This window comes from Paenibacillus sp. sgz302164 (genome assembly GCF_056120505.1).
On the sequence record NZ_JBVYOL010000005.1, the window covers coordinates 92,511 to 111,644 of the forward strand.

General features: G+C 56.8%; 16 protein-coding genes. 3 read left to right on the forward strand and 13 right to left on the reverse strand.

Annotated features, from left to right (window positions below):
- Nucleotides 1–104 precede the first annotated feature (104 nt).
- Entirely contained in the window at nucleotides 105–1,025 is a 921-nt protein-coding gene (locus AC0LWT_RS10220) for a PadR family transcriptional regulator (protein WP_474681133.1), read from the forward strand.
- A 98-nt stretch (nucleotides 1,026–1,123) separates the two neighbouring features.
- Here AC0LWT_RS10220 and AC0LWT_RS10225 read toward each other — a convergent pair whose 3' ends face one another.
- The gene (locus AC0LWT_RS10225; protein ID WP_474681134.1) at nucleotides 1,124–2,464 is read right to left on the reverse strand and encodes an LLM class flavin-dependent oxidoreductase; all 1,341 of its coding nucleotides are present in this window, start codon (nucleotides 2,462–2,464) and stop codon (nucleotides 1,124–1,126) included.
- 276 nt (nucleotides 2,465–2,740) lie between these two features.
- On the opposite strand from AC0LWT_RS10225, the gene AC0LWT_RS10230 reads away from it, so the two are divergent.
- Nucleotides 2,741–3,085, forward strand: coding sequence for a hypothetical protein (locus AC0LWT_RS10230; RefSeq protein WP_474681135.1), 345 nt, complete (start codon nucleotides 2,741–2,743; stop codon nucleotides 3,083–3,085).
- 25 nt (nucleotides 3,086–3,110) lie between these two features.
- Nucleotides 3,111–5,729, forward strand: a complete 2,619-nt coding sequence (locus tag AC0LWT_RS10235; protein WP_474681136.1) for a LamG-like jellyroll fold domain-containing protein — start codon at nucleotides 3,111–3,113, stop codon at nucleotides 5,727–5,729.
- Between the two features lie 852 nt (nucleotides 5,730–6,581).
- Here the strand turns inward: AC0LWT_RS10235 and AC0LWT_RS10240 are convergent.
- The 12 genes from AC0LWT_RS10240 to AC0LWT_RS10295 all read right to left on the reverse strand — a co-directional run bounded on the left by AC0LWT_RS10240 (nucleotide 6,582) and on the right by AC0LWT_RS10295 (nucleotide 19,090).
- Entirely contained in the window at nucleotides 6,582–6,950 is a 369-nt protein-coding gene (locus AC0LWT_RS10240; RefSeq protein WP_474681137.1) for a hypothetical protein, read from the reverse strand.
- A 353-nt stretch (nucleotides 6,951–7,303) separates the two neighbouring features.
- Nucleotides 7,304–8,395 (reverse strand): M24 family metallopeptidase, encoded by a 1,092-nt coding sequence (locus AC0LWT_RS10245; protein ID WP_474681138.1) that lies wholly within the window; start codon nucleotides 8,393–8,395, stop codon nucleotides 7,304–7,306.
- Between the two features lie 38 nt (nucleotides 8,396–8,433).
- The gene (locus AC0LWT_RS10250; protein WP_474681335.1) at nucleotides 8,434–10,410 is read right to left on the reverse strand and encodes a glycoside hydrolase family 127 protein; all 1,977 of its coding nucleotides are present in this window, start codon (nucleotides 10,408–10,410) and stop codon (nucleotides 8,434–8,436) included.
- Between the two features lie 30 nt (nucleotides 10,411–10,440).
- Nucleotides 10,441–11,685 carry an NAD(P)/FAD-dependent oxidoreductase gene (locus AC0LWT_RS10255; RefSeq protein WP_474681139.1) on the reverse strand — a complete coding sequence of 415 codons (1,245 nt, stop codon included), beginning with the start codon at nucleotides 11,683–11,685 and terminating at the stop codon, nucleotides 10,441–10,443.
- Nucleotides 11,682–12,017 (reverse strand): (2Fe-2S)-binding protein, encoded by a 336-nt coding sequence (locus AC0LWT_RS10260; RefSeq protein ID WP_474681140.1) that lies wholly within the window; start codon nucleotides 12,015–12,017, stop codon nucleotides 11,682–11,684. Before AC0LWT_RS10260 ends, AC0LWT_RS10255 begins: the two co-directional genes overlap by 4 nt.
- Before the next feature lies 1 nt (nucleotide 12,018).
- Nucleotides 12,019–12,288 (reverse strand): (2Fe-2S)-binding protein, encoded by a 270-nt coding sequence (locus AC0LWT_RS10265; RefSeq protein WP_474681141.1) that lies wholly within the window; start codon nucleotides 12,286–12,288, stop codon nucleotides 12,019–12,021.
- A 27-nt stretch (nucleotides 12,289–12,315) separates the two neighbouring features.
- Nucleotides 12,316–13,752 carry an aldehyde dehydrogenase family protein gene (locus AC0LWT_RS10270; RefSeq protein WP_474681142.1) on the reverse strand — a complete coding sequence of 479 codons (1,437 nt, stop codon included), beginning with the start codon at nucleotides 13,750–13,752 and terminating at the stop codon, nucleotides 12,316–12,318.
- A 25-nt stretch (nucleotides 13,753–13,777) separates the two neighbouring features.
- Complete coding sequence (locus tag AC0LWT_RS10275; RefSeq protein ID WP_474681143.1) at nucleotides 13,778–14,653, reverse strand: dihydrodipicolinate synthase family protein; 876 nt, start codon at nucleotides 14,651–14,653, stop codon at nucleotides 13,778–13,780.
- Between the two features lie 50 nt (nucleotides 14,654–14,703).
- Nucleotides 14,704–15,753, reverse strand: a complete 1,050-nt coding sequence (locus AC0LWT_RS10280; RefSeq protein WP_474681144.1) for a proline racemase family protein — start codon at nucleotides 15,751–15,753, stop codon at nucleotides 14,704–14,706.
- A gap of 30 nt (nucleotides 15,754–15,783) precedes the next feature.
- Nucleotides 15,784–16,785 carry a proline racemase family protein gene (locus tag AC0LWT_RS10285; RefSeq protein ID WP_474681145.1) on the reverse strand — a complete coding sequence of 334 codons (1,002 nt, stop codon included), beginning with the start codon at nucleotides 16,783–16,785 and terminating at the stop codon, nucleotides 15,784–15,786.
- Nucleotides 16,782–17,975, reverse strand: a complete 1,194-nt coding sequence (locus AC0LWT_RS10290) for an NAD(P)/FAD-dependent oxidoreductase (RefSeq protein ID WP_474681146.1) — start codon at nucleotides 17,973–17,975, stop codon at nucleotides 16,782–16,784. The genes AC0LWT_RS10285 and AC0LWT_RS10290 overlap by 4 nt, the downstream gene beginning before the upstream one ends.
- 44 nt (nucleotides 17,976–18,019) lie before the next feature.
- Complete coding sequence (locus tag AC0LWT_RS10295) at nucleotides 18,020–19,090, reverse strand: M24 family metallopeptidase (protein WP_474681147.1); 1,071 nt, start codon at nucleotides 19,088–19,090, stop codon at nucleotides 18,020–18,022.
- Nucleotides 19,091–19,134: the final 44 nt, after the last annotated feature.

Consider the following 19,134-nt stretch of genomic DNA (forward strand, 5'->3'; position numbering starts at 1 on the left):
CTCATCCGCTTTTACGGGTTGGATACTTCCCTTCCCTGTTTACATTATCGATATCATATGTTACTGTTAACACATGATATCGATAACAATTTTGGGGTGTTACTATGTCTATCCAATATGCTATACTCGGGCTTCTCAGTTGGAGGTCTGCTACAGGCTATGAATTAAAAAAAATTATTGAAGAATCTTCAACCATGTATTGGTCCGGTAACAACAATCAAATCTACAAATCCCTTGTACAGCTGTTGGACGAAGGTTTGGTAACCAACGTAATTCAACACCAGGAAAGCTCTCCATCAAAGAAAATTTACAGTATTACGGAGGAAGGACTTTCCAGATTGAAAGAATGGGTTGTTTCAGAAACGGAAATTCCCGAGTTGAAGAACACTTTCCTCATTCAATTGGCGTGGGCGGAACAACTAAGCGACGAGGAATTAAACGAACTGTTGGTACAGTACGAAAGCAGAATCAACATGCAGCTTATGTTCCAGCAGGAAAAAATCAAACGCGGAATTCCTTCCCCTCATAGAAATGAGCGCGAAACTTTTTTGTGGGATAAAATATCCGAAAACCTGCTGTCCTTCTATCGCAACGAACTCAAGTGGGTGCAAGGAATTCGCAAGGAACTTTATGAAAGAAAACAAATGGAGGAGAGAACGACGATGAACTATAAAATCGCGGAGAACGGAAATAAAAAATATGTAGAAGTTATATCTGCCGGGCCCCCTCTTAGCACTGAACAGGACGCTGTGGACATCGTTGCTTTGTGCAAAGAAAATGATTCGGATCTTCTTTTGCTGCATAGTCAAGCTCTTTCGGAACACTTTTTCAAACTGAGAACCGGCGTGGCAGGACAAATGATTCAAAAATGGATCAATTACCGCGTAAAAACGGCTGCTATCATTCCGAAAGAACTGGTTCTTCAAGGAAAATTCAAGGAGATGGCGTTCGAATCCAACAAAAGCAACCATTTCAGAGTATTTGAAACCAGGGATGATGCAGAGAATTGGCTTTTGAATGAATAAGAAAAAGACGGGTACATCGGTCTGAGTCTGTACCCAGCCTGTACCCATCAGTAGAGTTATTGCCTGACGCAATCTTCTGTCCGCGGCGCTCGCCGCATTTAAACAATCGCTTCTTTCGAAGGTGCCGCAGCCGCATACCGGTTCGCAGGTACGGAAAGCCCCAAATTTCCGCGCAGCGTGTCATCTTCATACTCCGTCCGAAAAATGCCGCGTTGCTGCAAAATCGGCACGACGAGGTCGACAAAATCTTCCAGCCCGTTCGGTACGACGCTGCGGATATTGAATCCGTCCGCCGCCTCTTCTTCGAACCACTGCTGAATCAGATCCGCTATTTTCTCCGGCGTTCCGATAAACGTGCTTCTCGGCGTCGAGGCGCGCAGAGCGGCTTCGCGCAGCGTCAAATTGTGCTCTTTCGCTTCTTTTTTAATTTTTTCCGTCGTGCTGCGGAAGCTGTTATTACCCAGATCGCCCAAATCCGGGAACGGTTCGTCCAGCGGGAATTGGGAAAAATCGAAGTGCTCGAAATAACGGCCCAAATAGTCCAAGGCGCTTTCAATCGTGACCAGCTCGGAAATTCCCTTATATTTGCGCTCGGCTTCTTCCTCCGTACGCCCGACGATCGGCCCGATCCCCGGAAAAATAAGAATATCCCCGGAAGACCGCCCGTAGGATGCGGCTCTCGATTTTACGTCGCGGTAAAATTGCTTCGCTTCCTCGATCGTTTCATGCCCCGTATACACGGCATCGGCGGATTTGGCCGCCAAATCTTTGCCGGCTTCCGACGAACCCGCCTGGAACACGACGGCATGGCCTTGTTTGGAACGGGCGATATTCAGCGGGCCCTGCACGGAGAAATACGGCCCTTTATGGTTCAGGCGGTGCATTTTGGCCGGGTCGAAAAACACGCCGCTCGCTTTGTCTCTCACGAAAGCGTCATCTTCCCATGAATCCCACAGCCCTTTGACGACCTCAAGAAACTCCTCGGCGATTTGGTAGCGCTGCGCATGGGAAGGATGCTCGTCTTTGCCGAAGTTTTTTGCCGAGCCTTCGAGCGGCGATGTGACTACGTTCCAGCCGGCTCTGCCGCCGCTGATTTGGTCGAGGGACGCAAATTGCCTTGCGACCGTGAACGGTTCGCTGTACGAGGTGGACAGCGTCGCGACAAGGCCGATGTTCGTCGTAACGGCGCTCAGGGCCGACAAAATCGTGAGCGGCTCGAACCGGTTTAAAAAGTGAGGGTTCGATTTTTCGTTAATGTACAGGCCGTCCGCGATAAAAAACAGATCGAATTTGCCCCGCTCCGCAATTTGCGCCTGCTGCTTGTAAAACTCCACATTCACGCTCGCATCGACGGATACGTCCGGATGCCTCCAAACGAACATACTGTTGCCAACCCCGCTAATGTTGGCGCCGAGCCTCAATTTCCGTTGTCCAGCCATCGTCCTCGCTCCTTTAAACACATTGATTTCCGAAAAACAAACGGAGGCCAAGGTTCGCCCCGTGCTGCGCACAAAGATAACCTTGGCCTCCGATCGTCCGGTCAGCCTAACCTTTTCCATCTATTCTTATAGGATTTAAAAGTATTTTACATTGCCTATACGCCCAAGTCAAATAAACAATTTCTATGAAAACGGATGCAGGCAGCCGCTCGAAAGCTACTTGATTCCTTCCTTGACCAACGTCTATTGCTGGCCGTTATAGCCGGTGTCTCCCCATTGATCGACAGTACCTCCATCGGCCAGGGATGCCTGGTAAACCTCAAGCAGCTTGCTGCTATTGCGGTTGAGCTAATAAATATTTGCTTTCATTCCCTTGTCAATCCGAATTATTCGAGCGTGTCGGCGATCCGGATTACGCGTTCAAAAGTTAAACCCAAAATAACACAAAAACTGGTTGATATTTCTAAAAAAGCGGTTGGAAATGAACCTGTCATTTTCCAAACGGAAGCTGTAACATATGAATCGAGCCCATATTTCCAAGTTTTGCGGCTCGCCCTGCACATCAAACCGGGAAAGGAGGCTGAATTTCGAAATCGCATGAAGAGGCAGTATAACATTTGATCAAAAAAAGAACGGAGGTTTGCTGATGAACATGAAATTTGCGAAAAAGGCCTTTATTGTAACGCTCGCTACGACAACGCTTTTTGTTTCGGAAAGCTGTATCGTCCCCACTCCCCAAGCTTCTGCGGCAGCCACAGACGCACAGGTGTACGATATATTCAACAGAAATGTCAACAGCTATGGCGTCGACCTTGTCGATTGGCAGGGGTATATCGCTAACCCCTACATCAAATTAACCGTGAAGCCGCCTGCAAGCGCTTCATATCCCGTTACCATCAACCTCAAGGCGAGCGGCACCTCGCGCTTCATGATGGATTTGCCAAGCCAGTTGTCCGCGACCGGGGCCACAAAAACGCTGACGTTCTCCAGCGCGTCGGAGCAAAAAAATTTTTTACTGGAAATTCATCCGCACCGGACGGCCACTCAAGGTCAAATTGAAAATTACACATTCTCCATGAACGTTGTCGAAAGCAACGGGAACTCACATACGCAAACGATGCCGATCCGCGTGTTGAATCAGGACGACAACGCCCAGCCGTCGCTTCCTCTCACCTTCGATTACCGGTTTGACACGGTCAACCACGTTTTCAACGATCCGGCGATCAAAAACGCCTCCGAACAGGCGATCAAGGACTGGTTTTACTTTTTCGACGAAGCGCCTTTCGACACCGTCCCGGCCGGCGCGGAAACGAACTTTGTCCCGAACGACAATTTTGCGGGAAATACGACCGTGACGAACAATGCGCCGTACAATGGCGAATGGATCTTTTTGCGGGGGCTCAATGAGCCTTACTCGACAGGCTGGAACTCGGCCAACGGCCAATACCACAAACGAAACGGCGTCACTGTTCCGAATAAGCTGTACCGTTCCCTGGGGGCGGCTCTGCAGTTTTATTCCGGCAAAACGCCGTTTACGTCCATGGATGACGAGCAGTGGTATTTGAGCGACAACTCCGGCAACCTGACGGACGTGTACGGGCTGATCATGCATGAGTTCGGGCACGGTTTTGCTTACAGCGATACGTGGCCTGGCATGGCTGCCTATAAAGCTTCCGGCGGAAACACCCCGGATGTAGTCGGCTATCAAGGCATCCCCGTTCCGCTGGATTCCAGCTACCATATCCCCGGCGATGCCAAATACTATGACCGGCAAAGCGGGCAAACAGGCGGCTGGGGCGGATTGTTCCCTTCGCGGCGCTGGATGATCACCAAGCTTTCGCTTTTGATCGCCGAAAATGCAGGCTGGAAACTGAACAAAAACCTGGCACCGTTCGTCCCGCCGCAAATCGTCTCCACCTCGCTGCCGAATGCGACGAAAGGCCAATCCTATACGCAAAAGCTGACGGCCAAAGGCGGCGTCCCGTTCTATGACTGGAGAATCGTAAACGGCTCGCTCCCGGCGGGATTAAGTCTGGACATGTTCACGGGAACGATCAGCGGAACAGTTTCCAACACGCAGGCGCAAAACAGCTACACATTTACGGTGCAATTGAGGGATTACGACGAAACGAGCGCCCCGGTCACGAAAGTATTTACGATCAGTCTGGGGGGAACAACGCCGACGCCGGATACGGTTGCCAACTATTTATTTAATGAAACGAGCGGAACTACGGCGGCAGACGCTTCCGGCAGCGGCAACAATGCGACATTAAACGGCAATGCAGCTTGGGCGGCGGGCAAAAATGGCAATGCCTTAAGCCTGAACGGTACTTCGGCATACGCGAGCCTTCCCTCGGGCATCGTCAGCTCGCTCGGAGATTTTACAGTTTCGACGTGGGTAAAAGCCAATTCGTTAAGCAACTGGACCCGCATTTTTGATTTCGGCACGGGAACGAGCTCCCATATGTTTTTGACGCCTCAGCCCGGAAGCGCAGGTCTGCGGTTTGCCATTACCAATAACGGCAACGGATCGGAGCAGCAAATCAATTCGACGGCCGCATTTCCGACAGGGGTGTGGAAGCATGTTGCCGTAACACTGTCCGGAAATACCGGCATCCTTTACGTAGACGGCACAGAAGTAGCCAGAAACTCCAACATGACGCTCAAACCTTCAAATCTGGGCAGCACAACGCAAAATTATATCGGAAAATCGCAATACGCCTCCGATCCTTATTTGAACGGGTTGGTCGACGATTTCAAAATTTACAATCGGGCGCTGAGCGCATCGGAAGTCAGTACCCTTGCCGGAGGAGGCGGCGGTACGACAACGCCCGCGAATATCGCTTCGCTGGCAACGGCGACCACATCTTTCGTCTCCTCATGGGAAAGCTTGACCGGTTTAAATGACGGCTATACGCCGACCAGCTCCAGTGATCGGGGGCACCCCGTCTATGGAAACTGGGATAACCCGGGGACGACCCAGTGGGTCGAATATGATTTCAACGAAAATCATACGATATCCAGCACCGACGTCTACTGGTTCGCAGACGGCCAGGGCATCGATGTGCCCGCATCCTATTCCATCCAATATTGGAATGGAACGTCATGGGTCAACGCAGCGAATACGTCAGGCCTCGGCGTCGCCAGCAATCAATACAACACCACAACGTTCACTCCGTTTACGACAAACAAGATCCGTCTGAACATAACGGCAAAATCGACCGCCTCGACAGGAATCGAATCGTGGAAAGTTAACGGCATTTAAGCGCCGCCCAATGCCGCAAAAAAGACGCCTCCAAATCCACTGTACAAGTGGAATTGAGGCGTTTTTTTGCGGGCGGCGGCAGCCCGGCCGGCCGGGGGCGCTGAACCCTGTGCCGCGCGAGGGAGATGCGGCTCGGGGCAGCGCGAGCGGTGGGGTGGCCGCGGGCGCCTGAGGAACGCCGCCCCTCGGGGCGGCTCGAGCGGTGGGGTGCGTCGTTTCTTGAGACCTTCGCGGTCATCCGACCGCCAGTGGGATCGCTCCGAACCATTCCAAGCAAACCGCTATTCCTTTTCACGGCTGCGGCGATGCTTTGCAGACCGACACGCTCACTTACGTACCACTGGCCAAGCACGCAGAAATCCTGCAAAATGAGACTGTTGAGTAAACCCGTGTTTCGGAGCAGCACACCCTTGTTAGCGCGCAGGAAACATGCAGCAATCAAATTGTTGAGGAAGTGATGGGTTAGGGGGAACCAGACATGTGGTCAACCGACCGCCGTCATGCAGCGCAATACCGCGCGCCGGGAGCTGTGCGGTGCGAAAAGAGTAGCTAATTTTTGAAACAGCACCAACGTGTGCCTTTCCCGGTAAGTCGTTCGTGCTATACAGTGGGGGTCATGAGGTAGCTTGACAAGGAGAATACCTGCGGAAATGAGACTGTTGAGAAAAACCGTGCGTTAGAGCAGCGCCCCCCCATTAGCGCATTGAACACCTGTAAAAATTAGAATGTTAAGAAAGTGACGGGTTGACCGGAAGGGGAGCCTGATTGGGGGCGCAACCGCTCTTTCCAAACACGCGCCTCCCCCACGCAGGTTGCGATCGTACACTACCCCTCTCTCTGCCATACCGCCTATTAGAGCGAGGGCATGAGGTGAGGCGGGCTCGACAGGGAAAAAACCTGCAAAAGTGCAGGCTTTTTCCGTGGAAATGTTGCATTTTGGCGAAAAGCCTGCGAAAGTGCAGGAATTTTCGCTGAAAATGAATCTGAGCCCTTGTACGCGGTGAAAAGCCTGCACATTTGCAGGAATTTTTCGTTTCCAGCATATTGAACGAGCAAAAACTGTACTTTTGCAGGTTTTGTTCGCGCAAACAGGCAGATTATGCTATCGGCTCTGGCGTGTGGGCCTCTGGGCAGCCTGCATTTTTGCAGGCTGCCCGTTGGTGGCCGCATGCCGGCTTTCTCGCCAGCGACCTCAAGCTGGCTTTCTCGCCGACGCCCCATGCCGGGTTCCCACCGGCGGCCTCAGGCCAGCTTTCACGCCGACGGCCTCAGGCCAGCTCTCTCGCCGACGGCCGCAGGCGGGCTTTCTCGCCAGCGACCTCAAGCTGGCTTTCTCGCCGACGCCCCAAGCCGGCTCTCCCACCGGCGGCCGCATGCCGGCTCTCCCACCGGCGGCCGCATGCCGGCTTTCTCGCCGGCAACCTCAAGCCAGCTCTCTCGCCGACGGCCTCAAGCCAGCTCTCTCGCCGACGGCCGCAGGCGGGCTTTCTCGCCAGCGACCTCAAGATGGCTTTCCCACCAGCGGCCGCATACCGGCCTCTCGCCAGCGGCCACCGCCACCCTTGCAAGCCGGCTCAAACGATGACGAGCTCCTTCGTCGCGCCGAGGTTTACGGACTCGCAGCCGTCCTCCGTCACAATGACAATATCTTCGATCCTGACGCCGAACTCGTTGGGCAAATAAATGCCGGGCTCCACGCTGAACACCATGCCGGGCTCGACGATCAGCTCGTTGCCGCCGTGAAGCGACGGCTCCTCATGGATGTCGATGCCCAGCCCGTGCCCGGTGCGGTGGGTGAAAAAGCGCCCGTATCCGCTGTCCTCGATCACCGCGCGCGTAGCTTTGTCGATCTCCGCTACCGGGATGCCCGGCCGCACGGCGCCGATGCCCGCCATATGGGCGGCTTTGACGATGTCGTACACCTCCCGCTGCCTGGAGGATACGTGCCGCACGCCGACCGTACGGGTCATATCGGAGCAGTAACGGTCGATCAGCCCGCCCATGTCGATCACGACCAGCTCGCCCTCCTGAATGCGGGTATCCCCGGGATGATGATGCGGATTGGCCGCGTTCGGGCCGGTTGCGATAATCGGCTCGAACGACATCGTGCGCACGCCTTCCTGTTTCCACAGCGATTGCAGTTCCTCAACAAGGTCATTTTCGCTCATACCCGGAACGACTTTTGCGAACAGCTTTTCCATCACCCTGCTCGCGGTGGCTCCCGACTTGCGAATCAGCTCCTGCTCGTGAGCGTCTTTTCTCAGCCGAAGCGTATGTAAAATCGCCCCGCCTGCCGCATAACGGGCGTTTGGTTGTGCCTTCATCAAGCTCAACAAATTGGCGCTCCGCCACAGATCGTCAATGCCGACAACACCCGAGTCGTCGATAAAAGCGGCCGTTTTGGCGATCGCGTCTTCCCCGTCCCGCACAAAATGACATTCCAGGGAGCTGTTAGCGAAGTCCTCTCTGTGCATTTCCGGCGCGAGGATGACCGGGTCTTTCCCTTTGCGGAACACAATCGCCAGCAATCTTTCGAGCGGATCGATCCATATCCCGGTAAAATAATAAAAATTGGCGGTCGTCACCACAAGCAGCGAATTATAGCCGTGCTGCTCCATCAGTTCGTTCGCTCTTCGAATGCGCGCTGCAAACGGATTTGCTGTCATTATTTCGTATCCCTCATTTCCATGGAAACGGCTGCCGGTTATGACTCGCGGATCCAGACCAGCATCTCGCCCTGTCCGCGGTTCGCCCAGGCAAAATACGGCACAGCCCGGAGGGCAACCCGTTTCTCCGAATCGTATCGCGCCTTTTTGTAAAGCGCATCCTGCCATCCCGCATCGGTGCCGCGTACGCCTTCGCCGGTTATGACCGCAACCCCGCCGAGAAGATCGCGCTCAAAACGGACGTCAAGCCGGGCATCGTGCGGCAGGCGAATGTCCTGCAAAACGGCGCCGTTGTCCGCCTCTTCAAGGCAGTATACGACAGGCCCGCGCTGCAGCGCAACTTTGCCTGCGTTCACTCTCACGTTCGGATGGGCGTGAATGCGTTCCACCGGCATCGGCATGCAAATGTCGACCCGGTCTTCTTCACGCCAAATCCGCTTGAGCTCAGCATAGCCTTTGCTCACGATTTTTTCAACCTGTACGTCTTGCCCGTTTACCTGTACCGTTGCGCCTTCGCACCATCCCGGGATGCGGACCGCCAACGTGAATTCAGCTTCAGCCTCCGGGGAAACGGTAATCGCAATCCGCTCATCCCACGGATAATCGGCCGTCTGCGTCAGCTTCACCTGCCGGCCGGCAACCGCAAATTGCGTTTCGCTGCCCGCAAACAGATGAACGTATACCTTATCCCCGCTCTGCGAGTAGATGTACTGTCCGATGGATGCGACAAGCCTGGCGATATTGGGCGGGCAGCAGGCGCAGCCGAACCATTTTTGACGGATGGGCCGGGCGTGCATTTTGTCGGATCTGCTGCAGGCATCGGGCCAAACTTCCAGTGGATTGACATAGAAAAAGCTTTTTCCGTCGAGCGACATGCCGCTGATCGTGCCGTTGTACAGCGCCCTTTCCATCACGTCCGCGTATTTGCCGTCCGGATCAAGCAGCAGCATCCGCCGGGCCCAAAATACGAGGCCGATCGATGCGCACGTTTCGGTGTAGGCCGTATCGTTCGGCAGATCGTAATCGAAGGAGAACGCTTCGCCTTCGTGATGCGAGCCTACGCCGCCGGTTACATACATCTGCTGCTGCGTTACGTTGTCCCACAGCCTCACGCACGCCTCGGTCAATGCCGGGTCCTGCGCCGCCAGCGCGACATCGGCCATCCCGGCGTACATGTACATCGCTCTGACCGCGTGGCCGACCGCCTTGTGCTGGTCGCGCACGGGCAGATGCGATTGGTTGTACTCATAATTATGCTTGTATAAACGGTAATAGCCTTCCCTTAACAGCGATTCCGCGCCGAACAGCTCCGCCCGCTTCTCCGCTTCCTGCTTGAAATAATGCGGTGTTTGCCCGCGCTCGTCGATAAAATACCGGCTCAGCTGCAAATACCGCTCGTTGCCTGTTACTCGGTACAGCCTCATCAGGGCAAGCTCGATTTCCTGGTGGCCCGGATAGCCATGTTTTTTATGCTCCTCATCACCGAAAACCGAGTCGATATGATCGGCCAGCTTGCAGACGATGTCCAAAAACTTGCGCTTGCCCGTCGTTTCATAGTAAGCAACCGCCGCTTCGATCATATGCCCGGCACAGTACGTCTCATGGTTGTCGCGTTCATTGAGCCAACGGCGCTCCGGCTGTTTGATCGTAAAATACGTATTCAAATAGCCGTCCGCCTGCTGCGCTCTGCCGAGCAGATCGATCGTCTCGTCGGCAAGCCGCTCCAGCTCCGGATCGGGATCGGTCGCCAGGCTGTAGGCGACGGCTTCCAGCCACTTCGCTACGTCGCTGTCCTGAAACACATAGCCGTAAAATTCGCCTTCCGCTTCCCCTGCGGCAATGCGGAAGTTTTCCAGGCAATGGCTTGGCGACGCATCATCGATCCGGTCGTTCAGCGCCGCCCACTGGTAAGGAATCACCTCCTCCCGGATCAACTGCCTGTATTTCGTCCAAAAAGGGTCGTTCACGGTCACTTCTTTCCATGAAAAGTTTGCCGATTGCTGCCCTTCGCACATTTCAGTTCCCCCCTGATATGGTTCCATATTTTACCCACCAACTTTCAACGTATCCTGCCACATCCGGTACAGCCTGCTCCGCGCAGCGGCAATTCCCGGATGGAATTGAATCAAGGCCGAAGCGCGGACTTGCTCCACATGCATGGTCGCAGATAGTATGATTTGTTCGCCCAGCCCCTGCTCCCCAAAAACACCCGCGTCATGGCATATCGATACGGCGGCCAGCTTGCCCTGCGCCATGGCGACGAGCGCGCTTTCCACGCCGGTAATATTTCCGGCCACATAAAGCCCTTTCACAGGGGTTTGCATCCGTTCGCCGTGCAGCGGGATATGCCCGCCTAATTCCGGCATGTAAATGAACGGGCAGCCCGCGACCGAGGCCAGCTCGGCTAACGGATAGAGCCCGCCGGAAAGCGCGACGAAGTCGACGGCCAACTCCCTTTCGGTGCCCGGTATGGCGATTCCCTGCGCGTTCACATCGGCAAGCGTGACCGATTCCACCTGCGTATTTCCGTTGATCGACAGGGCGGCCGTGCGCAGCATCAGCGGAATACCGCCGATCTTCACACCGCTTCGGGGAAACAATTTCACGACGTTCCCGGACACGTTCATCGCTTTGGCGATTCGCCCGCCCATGCGCAGCCACGGCGACGGAGCGAGGTGCGATACATCCATAAGCACTTCCAGGCACTTCTTCGGATCGGCGGCTTGCCCCGCGACCGCCTGGCCGGAAGGCAGTACGATTCCGGCCAGATCGACGCCGCCGGCGGCAAGCTCGCCGGCAATCGCCATGGCGAGCACGTTGACGCCGATCATAAGCCCGCGCTTGCCCGGCTTCACGTAATGGACGTTCGTCATCACTTGGGCGGCGCCGACGGACATGACGCCGGGGAGCGTCCAGCCCTTCGTCGGCAGCGGAATTTCCGCAGCGCCCGTCGCCAGCAAAACATACGGCGATGACAGGATGCCTTCGGTCGTCGCAACTTCCCAATCGCCGCCATCCGTTCTGTGCAGGCCGTAAACGGAAACGCCGCAGCGGATTTGCACGCCGAGCTCGCCGAGTTGCTCGACCAGCTCCGCTGCGATCTGCTTGCCGATCCACCAGCCTTTGCCGGGCTCGTTATGGAACTGGCCCGGCATGCGCCCGCCGGGCGCCGGAAATTCGTCGACGACCGTCACGCTGAGGCCGTTGTCGGCTGCAACCTCCGCCGCCGACAGACCTGCCGGACCGGCTCCGACAATAATAAGGTCGCACTGCCGCCGCTTTGGTTTCATGGCAGTTTCCTCCCCGTGATTTCGTTCGGCAGCTGCGGCCCCGAGAACAGGACCATCCCGTCTTCAAGAGGCGTCAGGCACGCCCGAACCATGCCCGTGCCCTGAAGCTGCACTCGGCATTCCATGCAGTGCCCGATGGCGCAGTACAGTCCGCGCGGGTTCCCGGACTCTTCATGCTTCCTGAGCGTGCGGACGCCGACGGCCAGCAAAGCTGCGGCAACGGTTTCGCCGCCGAAGCCCGTCATCGGCCTGCCGTCAAAAGTAAAGCCGACGGGGCTGCGCTGTTCTTTTCGGCCCAGTATCGGATGGTCCGTTATGCGAAGCGTGTCCATATTATTCACCCTTTGCCAACTGGCCGAAAGTAATGGGACGGATGGGCGGCCGGTACGACAGCAGCTCCGCGTCTCTCGGTGTTCCGGGCGCTTTTTCTTGAACCCACGCTTCGACCAGTTGTCTGCAAATCCGCCCCTGGCAAGCGCCCATCGACGCCCGTGTTTTCATTTTCAACTGGCGCGAAGTGCGGCATCCTGCTGCATAGGCTTCCTCCAATTGCTCCATTGTCACTTCTTCACAACGGCAGATGATCAGCGTTGACGGCTTCATCCTCCTGCCCCCCGTCCCTGTTTGGATTTAAAAGAATTGGATTGCGCACGTTTTGATTTCGCTGTAAAAATCAAGAGCCGTCTGGCCCTGCTCGCGGGTGTGGGAGCTCGACAGCTTCATGCCGCCGAACGGCGCCTGGTACTCGACTCCGGCGGTTTCCTGGTTCACCCGCACCATCCCGGCCTGCGCTTCTTCCAAAAAGCGGTGGGCTGCGGATAAGTTCTGCGTAAACAAGGAAGCGCTTAAACCGAATACGGTCCGGTTGCATAAAGCGATCGACTCGTCAAAATCGCGGGCAGGCAGAAGCGCGGCCACAGGCCCGAAAATTTCCTCCTGAATGAGCGGATGGTCCGCATCGACGCCGGCGGTGACCAACGGACGAATGTAATGTCCGCCGAACGCTTCCGCCGAACCCAGCCCTTCCGCAACGATTTCCGCTTGCTCATGAGCCATCGCCACATACGACATGACCGTCTTGTATTGGCTCGCGGATGCGACCGGGCCGAGATAAGCCGATGGGTCGTGCGCTGGCGCAAGCTTAATCGCGGCAAGCGCTTGTTTCAGCCCGCTTACGAACGGCTCGTAAACGGACTTTTCGACGATTATCCGGCTCGTTGCCGTACATTTTTGCCCTGCGGAGCGGAAGGCGCCGCTGAGAATCATCGGAATCGTCTTTTCCAAATCGGCATCGCGCAGGACGATAGCGGCGTTTTTCCCGCCCATTTCGGTCTGGTACTTGATGTTTCTGCGCGCGCATATGGCCGCCACCCGCATTCCGGTCGCGGTAGAGCCCGTGAAGCTCACGGCATCCAGCGCCGTCTGCTCAAGCAGCGCGTCGCCGATTTGGCTGCCTTTGCCGATGACCAGGTTCAGCACCCCCGCAGGAAGCTGTGCGGCCGCAAAAACTTCCGCAAGCCGCGCAGCCGTCAAGGAAGCCGACTCGGCAGGTTTCCACACGACCGTATTTCCGCAAATGAGCGCGGGAGCGATTTTCCAAATCGGAATGGCAACGGGAAAATTCCACGGCGTCACGATGCCGACGACCCCGAGAGACACGCGCTTCGTATATTGCAGCACGTTCGCTTCGTTCGAAGGGATGACGTCGCCGTTCGAGCGGACGCCTTCGGCTGCGTAGTAGCGCAGCAGGTTGACTCCGCGCATGACTTCTCCGCGCATCTCCGTGATCGGCTTGCCCATTTCCGCGCTGGCCAGCGCGGCGACCTCAGAGGCGCTTTCCGCCAAGGCCGACGCCATTTTGTACAAATATTCCCCGCGCGCCGCTCCGGTCAGTCGAGACCACGAGCTAAGCGCAATGCGGGCCGCCTGTTCAGCCTGCATGACCTGCGGCGCATCCGAAAGATGAAGCACGCCGACACTTTCCCGCAGGTTGGAAGGGTTTTGGACGGTCAGCTCGCCCGCACCGGGCGTGATCCATTCCCCTCCGATCCAGTTTTTACTGTGCACCTGTAATTCCCTCCTCGTTCATATGTTACTTCCGGTTGACAGCATACTCGTATGCCTGCTTGATTTGCGCATAGTCGGCTTCCGGCAGCGGCAGTCTCGGCGGGCGGGTCGGACCTACGGGGAATCCGGACAGCTCCATCATGTATTTGATCGATTGAACGAGCTGCGGGCTTGCGTCAAAGTGGAACAAAGGGAGCAAATAGCGGTACAGCTCCTGGGCTTCCTTCGCTTTCCCCGCTCGCGCCAATTGAAACAGCTCGACTCCTTCTTTGGGCAGCGCGTTGGGAACGCCGGATATCCAGCCCGTAGCGCCGAAAAGCGGGCCTTCCATCGCCAGGTCGTCGACGCCGATCATCACTTCCAGGTCCGTTTTGGCCAAAATATCGTGAACGCGGCGAATGTCGCCCGAAAACTCTTTGACGGCAACGACGTTTTCGATTGTGGACAGCTCGGCGAGAAAATCCGGCGTCATATCGACTTTGTAATCGTGAGGGTTGTTGTAGGCGATTATTGGCAGCCCTACGCTCGACAGCGCTTCATAATGGGCGAACACTTCGTGCTTCAAAGGCTTGTAATTGATCGGCGGCAAAGCCATCACGCCCGCGGCCCCCGCTTCTTTCGCGTGGCGCACCCAACTGACGGCTTGTGCCGTCGATGGAGCAGCGGAACCGGGTACCACCGGAACCCGGCCTGCTGCGGCCTTGACGACGGTTTCGACAACGCGGGCGCGCTCGTCGCCCGAAAGCGTCGCATATTCGCCCAGCGAGCCTGTCGGTACCAGGCCATGAACTCCTTGATCGATCAGCCAATTGCACAGTTCATGCAGCCTTCCGAAATCCACCTCATATTCCTTCGTAAACGGTGTGACAATGGCGACATAGACGCCTTCAAAACGGGTCATTGCAGTTGCTCCTCTCCATGGATCATTTGTTTATTTTTAAAGCGCAAAGGTTAGCGCAATAAAAAACCTTCGGCCAGCGGATCGGCCGGGTCTGCGACAAATTGCAGCAAGCCTGTAATAAACGCATTGCCGGTGATTCGCGGAATAATCGCGGGGCGCGTTCCTATGCTCGTTTCCATGACGGCCTCGCCGGTGATCTGCGAGCCTGCGATTCCTTCGTACACGCATGCTTCGCCAAGCTTCAGCTTGCCGCGATGAACCGACGCCGCCATATGGGCGCAAACTCCCGTCCCGCCGGGCGAGCGGTCGAACTGATCGCCTGCGAACACGGTCACGCTGCGGTAATTCGAACCGGGCCGGCGCACGTTGTTCGAATCCGCGAACACGACGCCCTCAAGCCCAGTCAAATGCCGCTCAAGCGGATGCGCGATGTGCATGCGGGCTTCGATCTCCCGCTTCAGCTGCCGTCCCCACCGCTGCAATTCGGGCAGCTCGCTCTCCTGCAGCCGGAGCCCGCCCAGCGCGCCGGCTTCAACAATCGCGTAAAAAGCGCCGCCGAACGCAATATCCACGCTGAAATCCATACCGTTCAGGGCAACGGGAACGTCTGCCGCATAGACGAATGAAGGCACGTTATCGAAGGATACCGATGCGACTTCGCTGCCTTCGCACACCGCGTAAGCCGTTATCCGGCCAGCCGGGGTGTCGATGCGGATGCCCGTATCCACCTTATCCGCCTTATCCGCCTTATCCGCCGCCTCCGCTTCGCCCGGATGAAGCCGGCCTGTCTCCAGCAGCGCCGTGACGGCGGCGATAATGCCGTGCCCGCTCATCGCGCTGAAGCCTGCGTTATGCATGAACAGCGCGCCGAAATGGCCGTCTGCGGAAGCCGGGGGCGTAATGACGCACCCGGTCATGCCGTGGTGCCCCCGCGGCTCCGCCATTAAAAACGAACGGATCGAATCGAAATTCCGCCGGAAGCAGTCGGCCCGCTCCCATTGATTGCTCCCTTGCAGGTAAGGGATGCCCCCGGTTACGATACGCAGAGGCTCCCCGCCGGCATGCGTATCGATCGTTGTAAACAGCTTATTGAATTCCATCGTCCAGCCTCCCAAAGTCGGTTCCGGCAGTTACAGCAGGAAAAATCCGTTTTTCAGCGGGTCTTTGTCATGAAAAACAAACTGGTGCAGCCCGGTAACCCAGGCCGAACCGGAAATGTGCGGAACGATCGCCGGGAAACCGCCTACGCTCGTTTCTTGCAGGCATGTTGCGGCGAACATCGACCCAACAATGCTTTCGTGCAAGAATGTCTCGTTCAATCCGAGCTCGCCTCTGGCATATAAGACCGCCGCTTTCGCCGAAGTGCCGGTGCCGCACGGGGATCTGTCGATGCCGCCGGGCGGAATGACAACGGCATTGCGGCAGCGGGCCGATGGCGAAGCCGGGTCGCTATAGAACTCGATATGAGTCAAACCGCGTATCTCCGGTATTTCCGGGTGCACGATTTCCCGCACGGCGTTCACGGCATCCCGGATTTGAATGCCCAATCGAATAATGGCGGAAGCGTTATTCGGCTCAAGCGGCAAACCTAGCGGCCTCGCATCGACGATTCCGTAAAAATTGCCGCCATAAGCAATGTCGACGGCAATGTCGCCGAACCCCTTCACGGGAACGGGCACCTCTTTCATGTATAAAAAAGAAGGAACGTTCGTGAACGCGACCTGCTTCACTTTGCCGTTCTCGATATCCAGATCGGCCACGACGAGACCGGCCGGCGTATCGAGCCGAATCACCCGTTTATCCAGCGGGAATATGCCGCCTTCGATCAAGGCGGTGCAGACGCCGATCGTATCGTGGCCGCACATCGGCAAGTAGCCGCCGGTTTCGATGAAGACGACGCCGATATCCGCCGAAGGATCGCAGGGCTCGGTCAATATGCAGCCGGACATCACTTCATGCCCGCGGGGCTCGAACATGAGCGCGCGCCTGAAATCGTCGTGTGCCTCGGACATGTATACCATTTTGTCTTTCATCGTATTTCCGTACAGCTTGGGCCCGCCGCTCGTCACCGTCCGGGTCGGATTGCCCCCTGTATGCGTATCGATCGTCGTTACGAGTTTGGACAGCTTCATAAAATCACCTGATGTTCGCTTTTATTTTGAAAACGGCTGTAATGCAGCGGCTCGGCCGGAATGCAGGTCGGCTCTCCGCACAGCATTTCGCTGATCAGCTTGCCGGTTACGGCGGCGAGGCTGATGCCGTCGCCCTCATGCCCGGCGGCAATGTACAATCCCGGGATGTCGTCGACCCGGGATACGATCGGGAGATGATCCGGCGTCCACGGCCGCAGCCCCGCATAGGCGCGCAGCATCGGGATATCCCGGATGGCCGGAAAAAAGCGGATCGCCCGCTCGGCGATCAGCCGGATCACATACGGGTCGATGCCCGTATGCATGCCGACGAACTGGCGGCTGCTGCCGATCAGAAAATTTTGCGACGCCGTCGGCTCGAACACGAGGGCGACGCCGTATTTTTCGACGTCCGGGTCGACTTTGCGCGTTCCCCCGAACTTGCTGATCAAATAGCCGAACTCCATCACCTTGCGGCGGCCGATGCTCGGCGAGCGCATGGATACCAAAATGTGCCCTTTCCGCGGCTCGATCGGAATGTCGAGGCCGACCATGGCGCCGATCTGCTTCGCCCATATGCCGGCCGCATTGATCACCGTTGGCGCCAGAATAACGCCGTTCGCGGTTTCCACGCCGCGGACTTTGCGGCCGGCATCGAGCAGAATCGCCGTCACCGGCGTATGCGCGAGCATCCGCGCACCGAGCCGCTGCGCCGTCGTTGCGAGCGAGTAGGTCAGCAGCACGGGATTGACCGTAGAGTCGGTCGCGCACTCCAAACCGCCCGGCAAATCGTCGGCCAAATGCGGCCACTCGTCGCGCAAATCGTGCCGGTCCAGCATGCGGAACGGCAGCCCCGCAGCTTGCTGCCGGGCGACCCACCGCTCTGCGGCGGCCATCTCTTCGTCGGTTTCGCAGACGAGAATGCTGCCGGGAGCCCGGTATTCGAACTCCTCGTCCAGCTCGCGCGCCAGCCCGGCGACCAGCTCCTGGGATTTGAGCGACATCCGGCTGTCGAATCCGGGGTCTTTGTCAATCGCCAAAATGTTGCCGTCGCAGCGCGACGATGTGCCCCCGGATATTTCACCGCGCTCCACAACGATTACGTCCATGCCGCGCTGTGCCGCATAGTAGGCTATTGCCATCCCGATAATCCCGCCGCCAATGATTACAACGTCTGCCGTATGATGGTTCATCGTCTTTCCGTCACCTCTTTGCTTAGCGGCCCGCCATGCGGCGGTTACAGAACAATGAGCGCTTTGTCGGACTTCGTCAGCACTTCAATGCCCGTCTCCGTAATCAAAATGTCGTCTTCGATGCGCACCCCGCCGAAACCCGGAATATAGATGCCGGGCTCGACCGTAAGCACCATCCCCGGCTGCAAAATATCTTCGCTTGTTTGCGAAAGCCGCAGCGGCTCGTGGATTTCCAGGCCGAATCCGTGTCCGAGCCCGTGTCCGAAATGGTCCGCGTAGCCGTATTTGGCGATGACATCCCTGCCGAGCGAATCCGCTTCCTTCCCGGACATGCCCGGCTTGATCCCGGCCAGCACCGTCCTGTTCGCCTCAAGCACGATGTCATAAATGTCCATGTGCTTCTTGTCAGGCTTGCCGATGAAGACGGTTCGCGTCAAATCGGAACAATACCCGCCGTATAGCGCCCCGAAATCCATGGTGACGAATTCGCCCGTACCCAGCTTCTTGGCGCTTGCGAGGCCGTGCGGCAGGGCGGAGCGTTCGCCGGAGGCTACGATCGTGTTGTAGGCGGTGGACGGCGCGCCGCTCTTGCGGATCGAATATTCCAGCTCGGCGGAAACGTCAAGCTCGGTCATGCCGGGCTTCATAATGTTCAAAATATCCGCAAAAGCCTGGTCGGTAATGCTCACCGCCTTACGGATCGCTTCCAGTTCGCCCTCGTCTTTATAGGCGCGGATCTGTTCCACGATCTCTTTGACAGGCACCATTTCGATGTCTGCGAACTTCTCCCTGTAGGCGGTGTACGCGCCGAACGAAACGTCGTTTTGCTCGAATCCGAGTCTGCCCACTTGCTCCGACACCAGCAGTTCATGGATCGAATCGATCGCTTTCACTCCATGCTGGATCACCTCGTACAGCCCAGCCTGCTCGTTCGCTTGGCGGGTATAGCGAAAATCGGTAAACAACACCGCCCTGTCCTGCGTGATGACAACAAAACCGGCCGAACCCGTAAAACCGGTTACATATTTGCGGTTCATCGCATGCGTCACGAGAAGCGCGTCAAGGTTCTGCGCCTGCAATTGCTCCCGAACCCGCTGCAGCCTGTAGGCTTCCATCGCAATCAACTCTCTTTCCCTTGTAGTAGCAAAGCGTCTTCCGG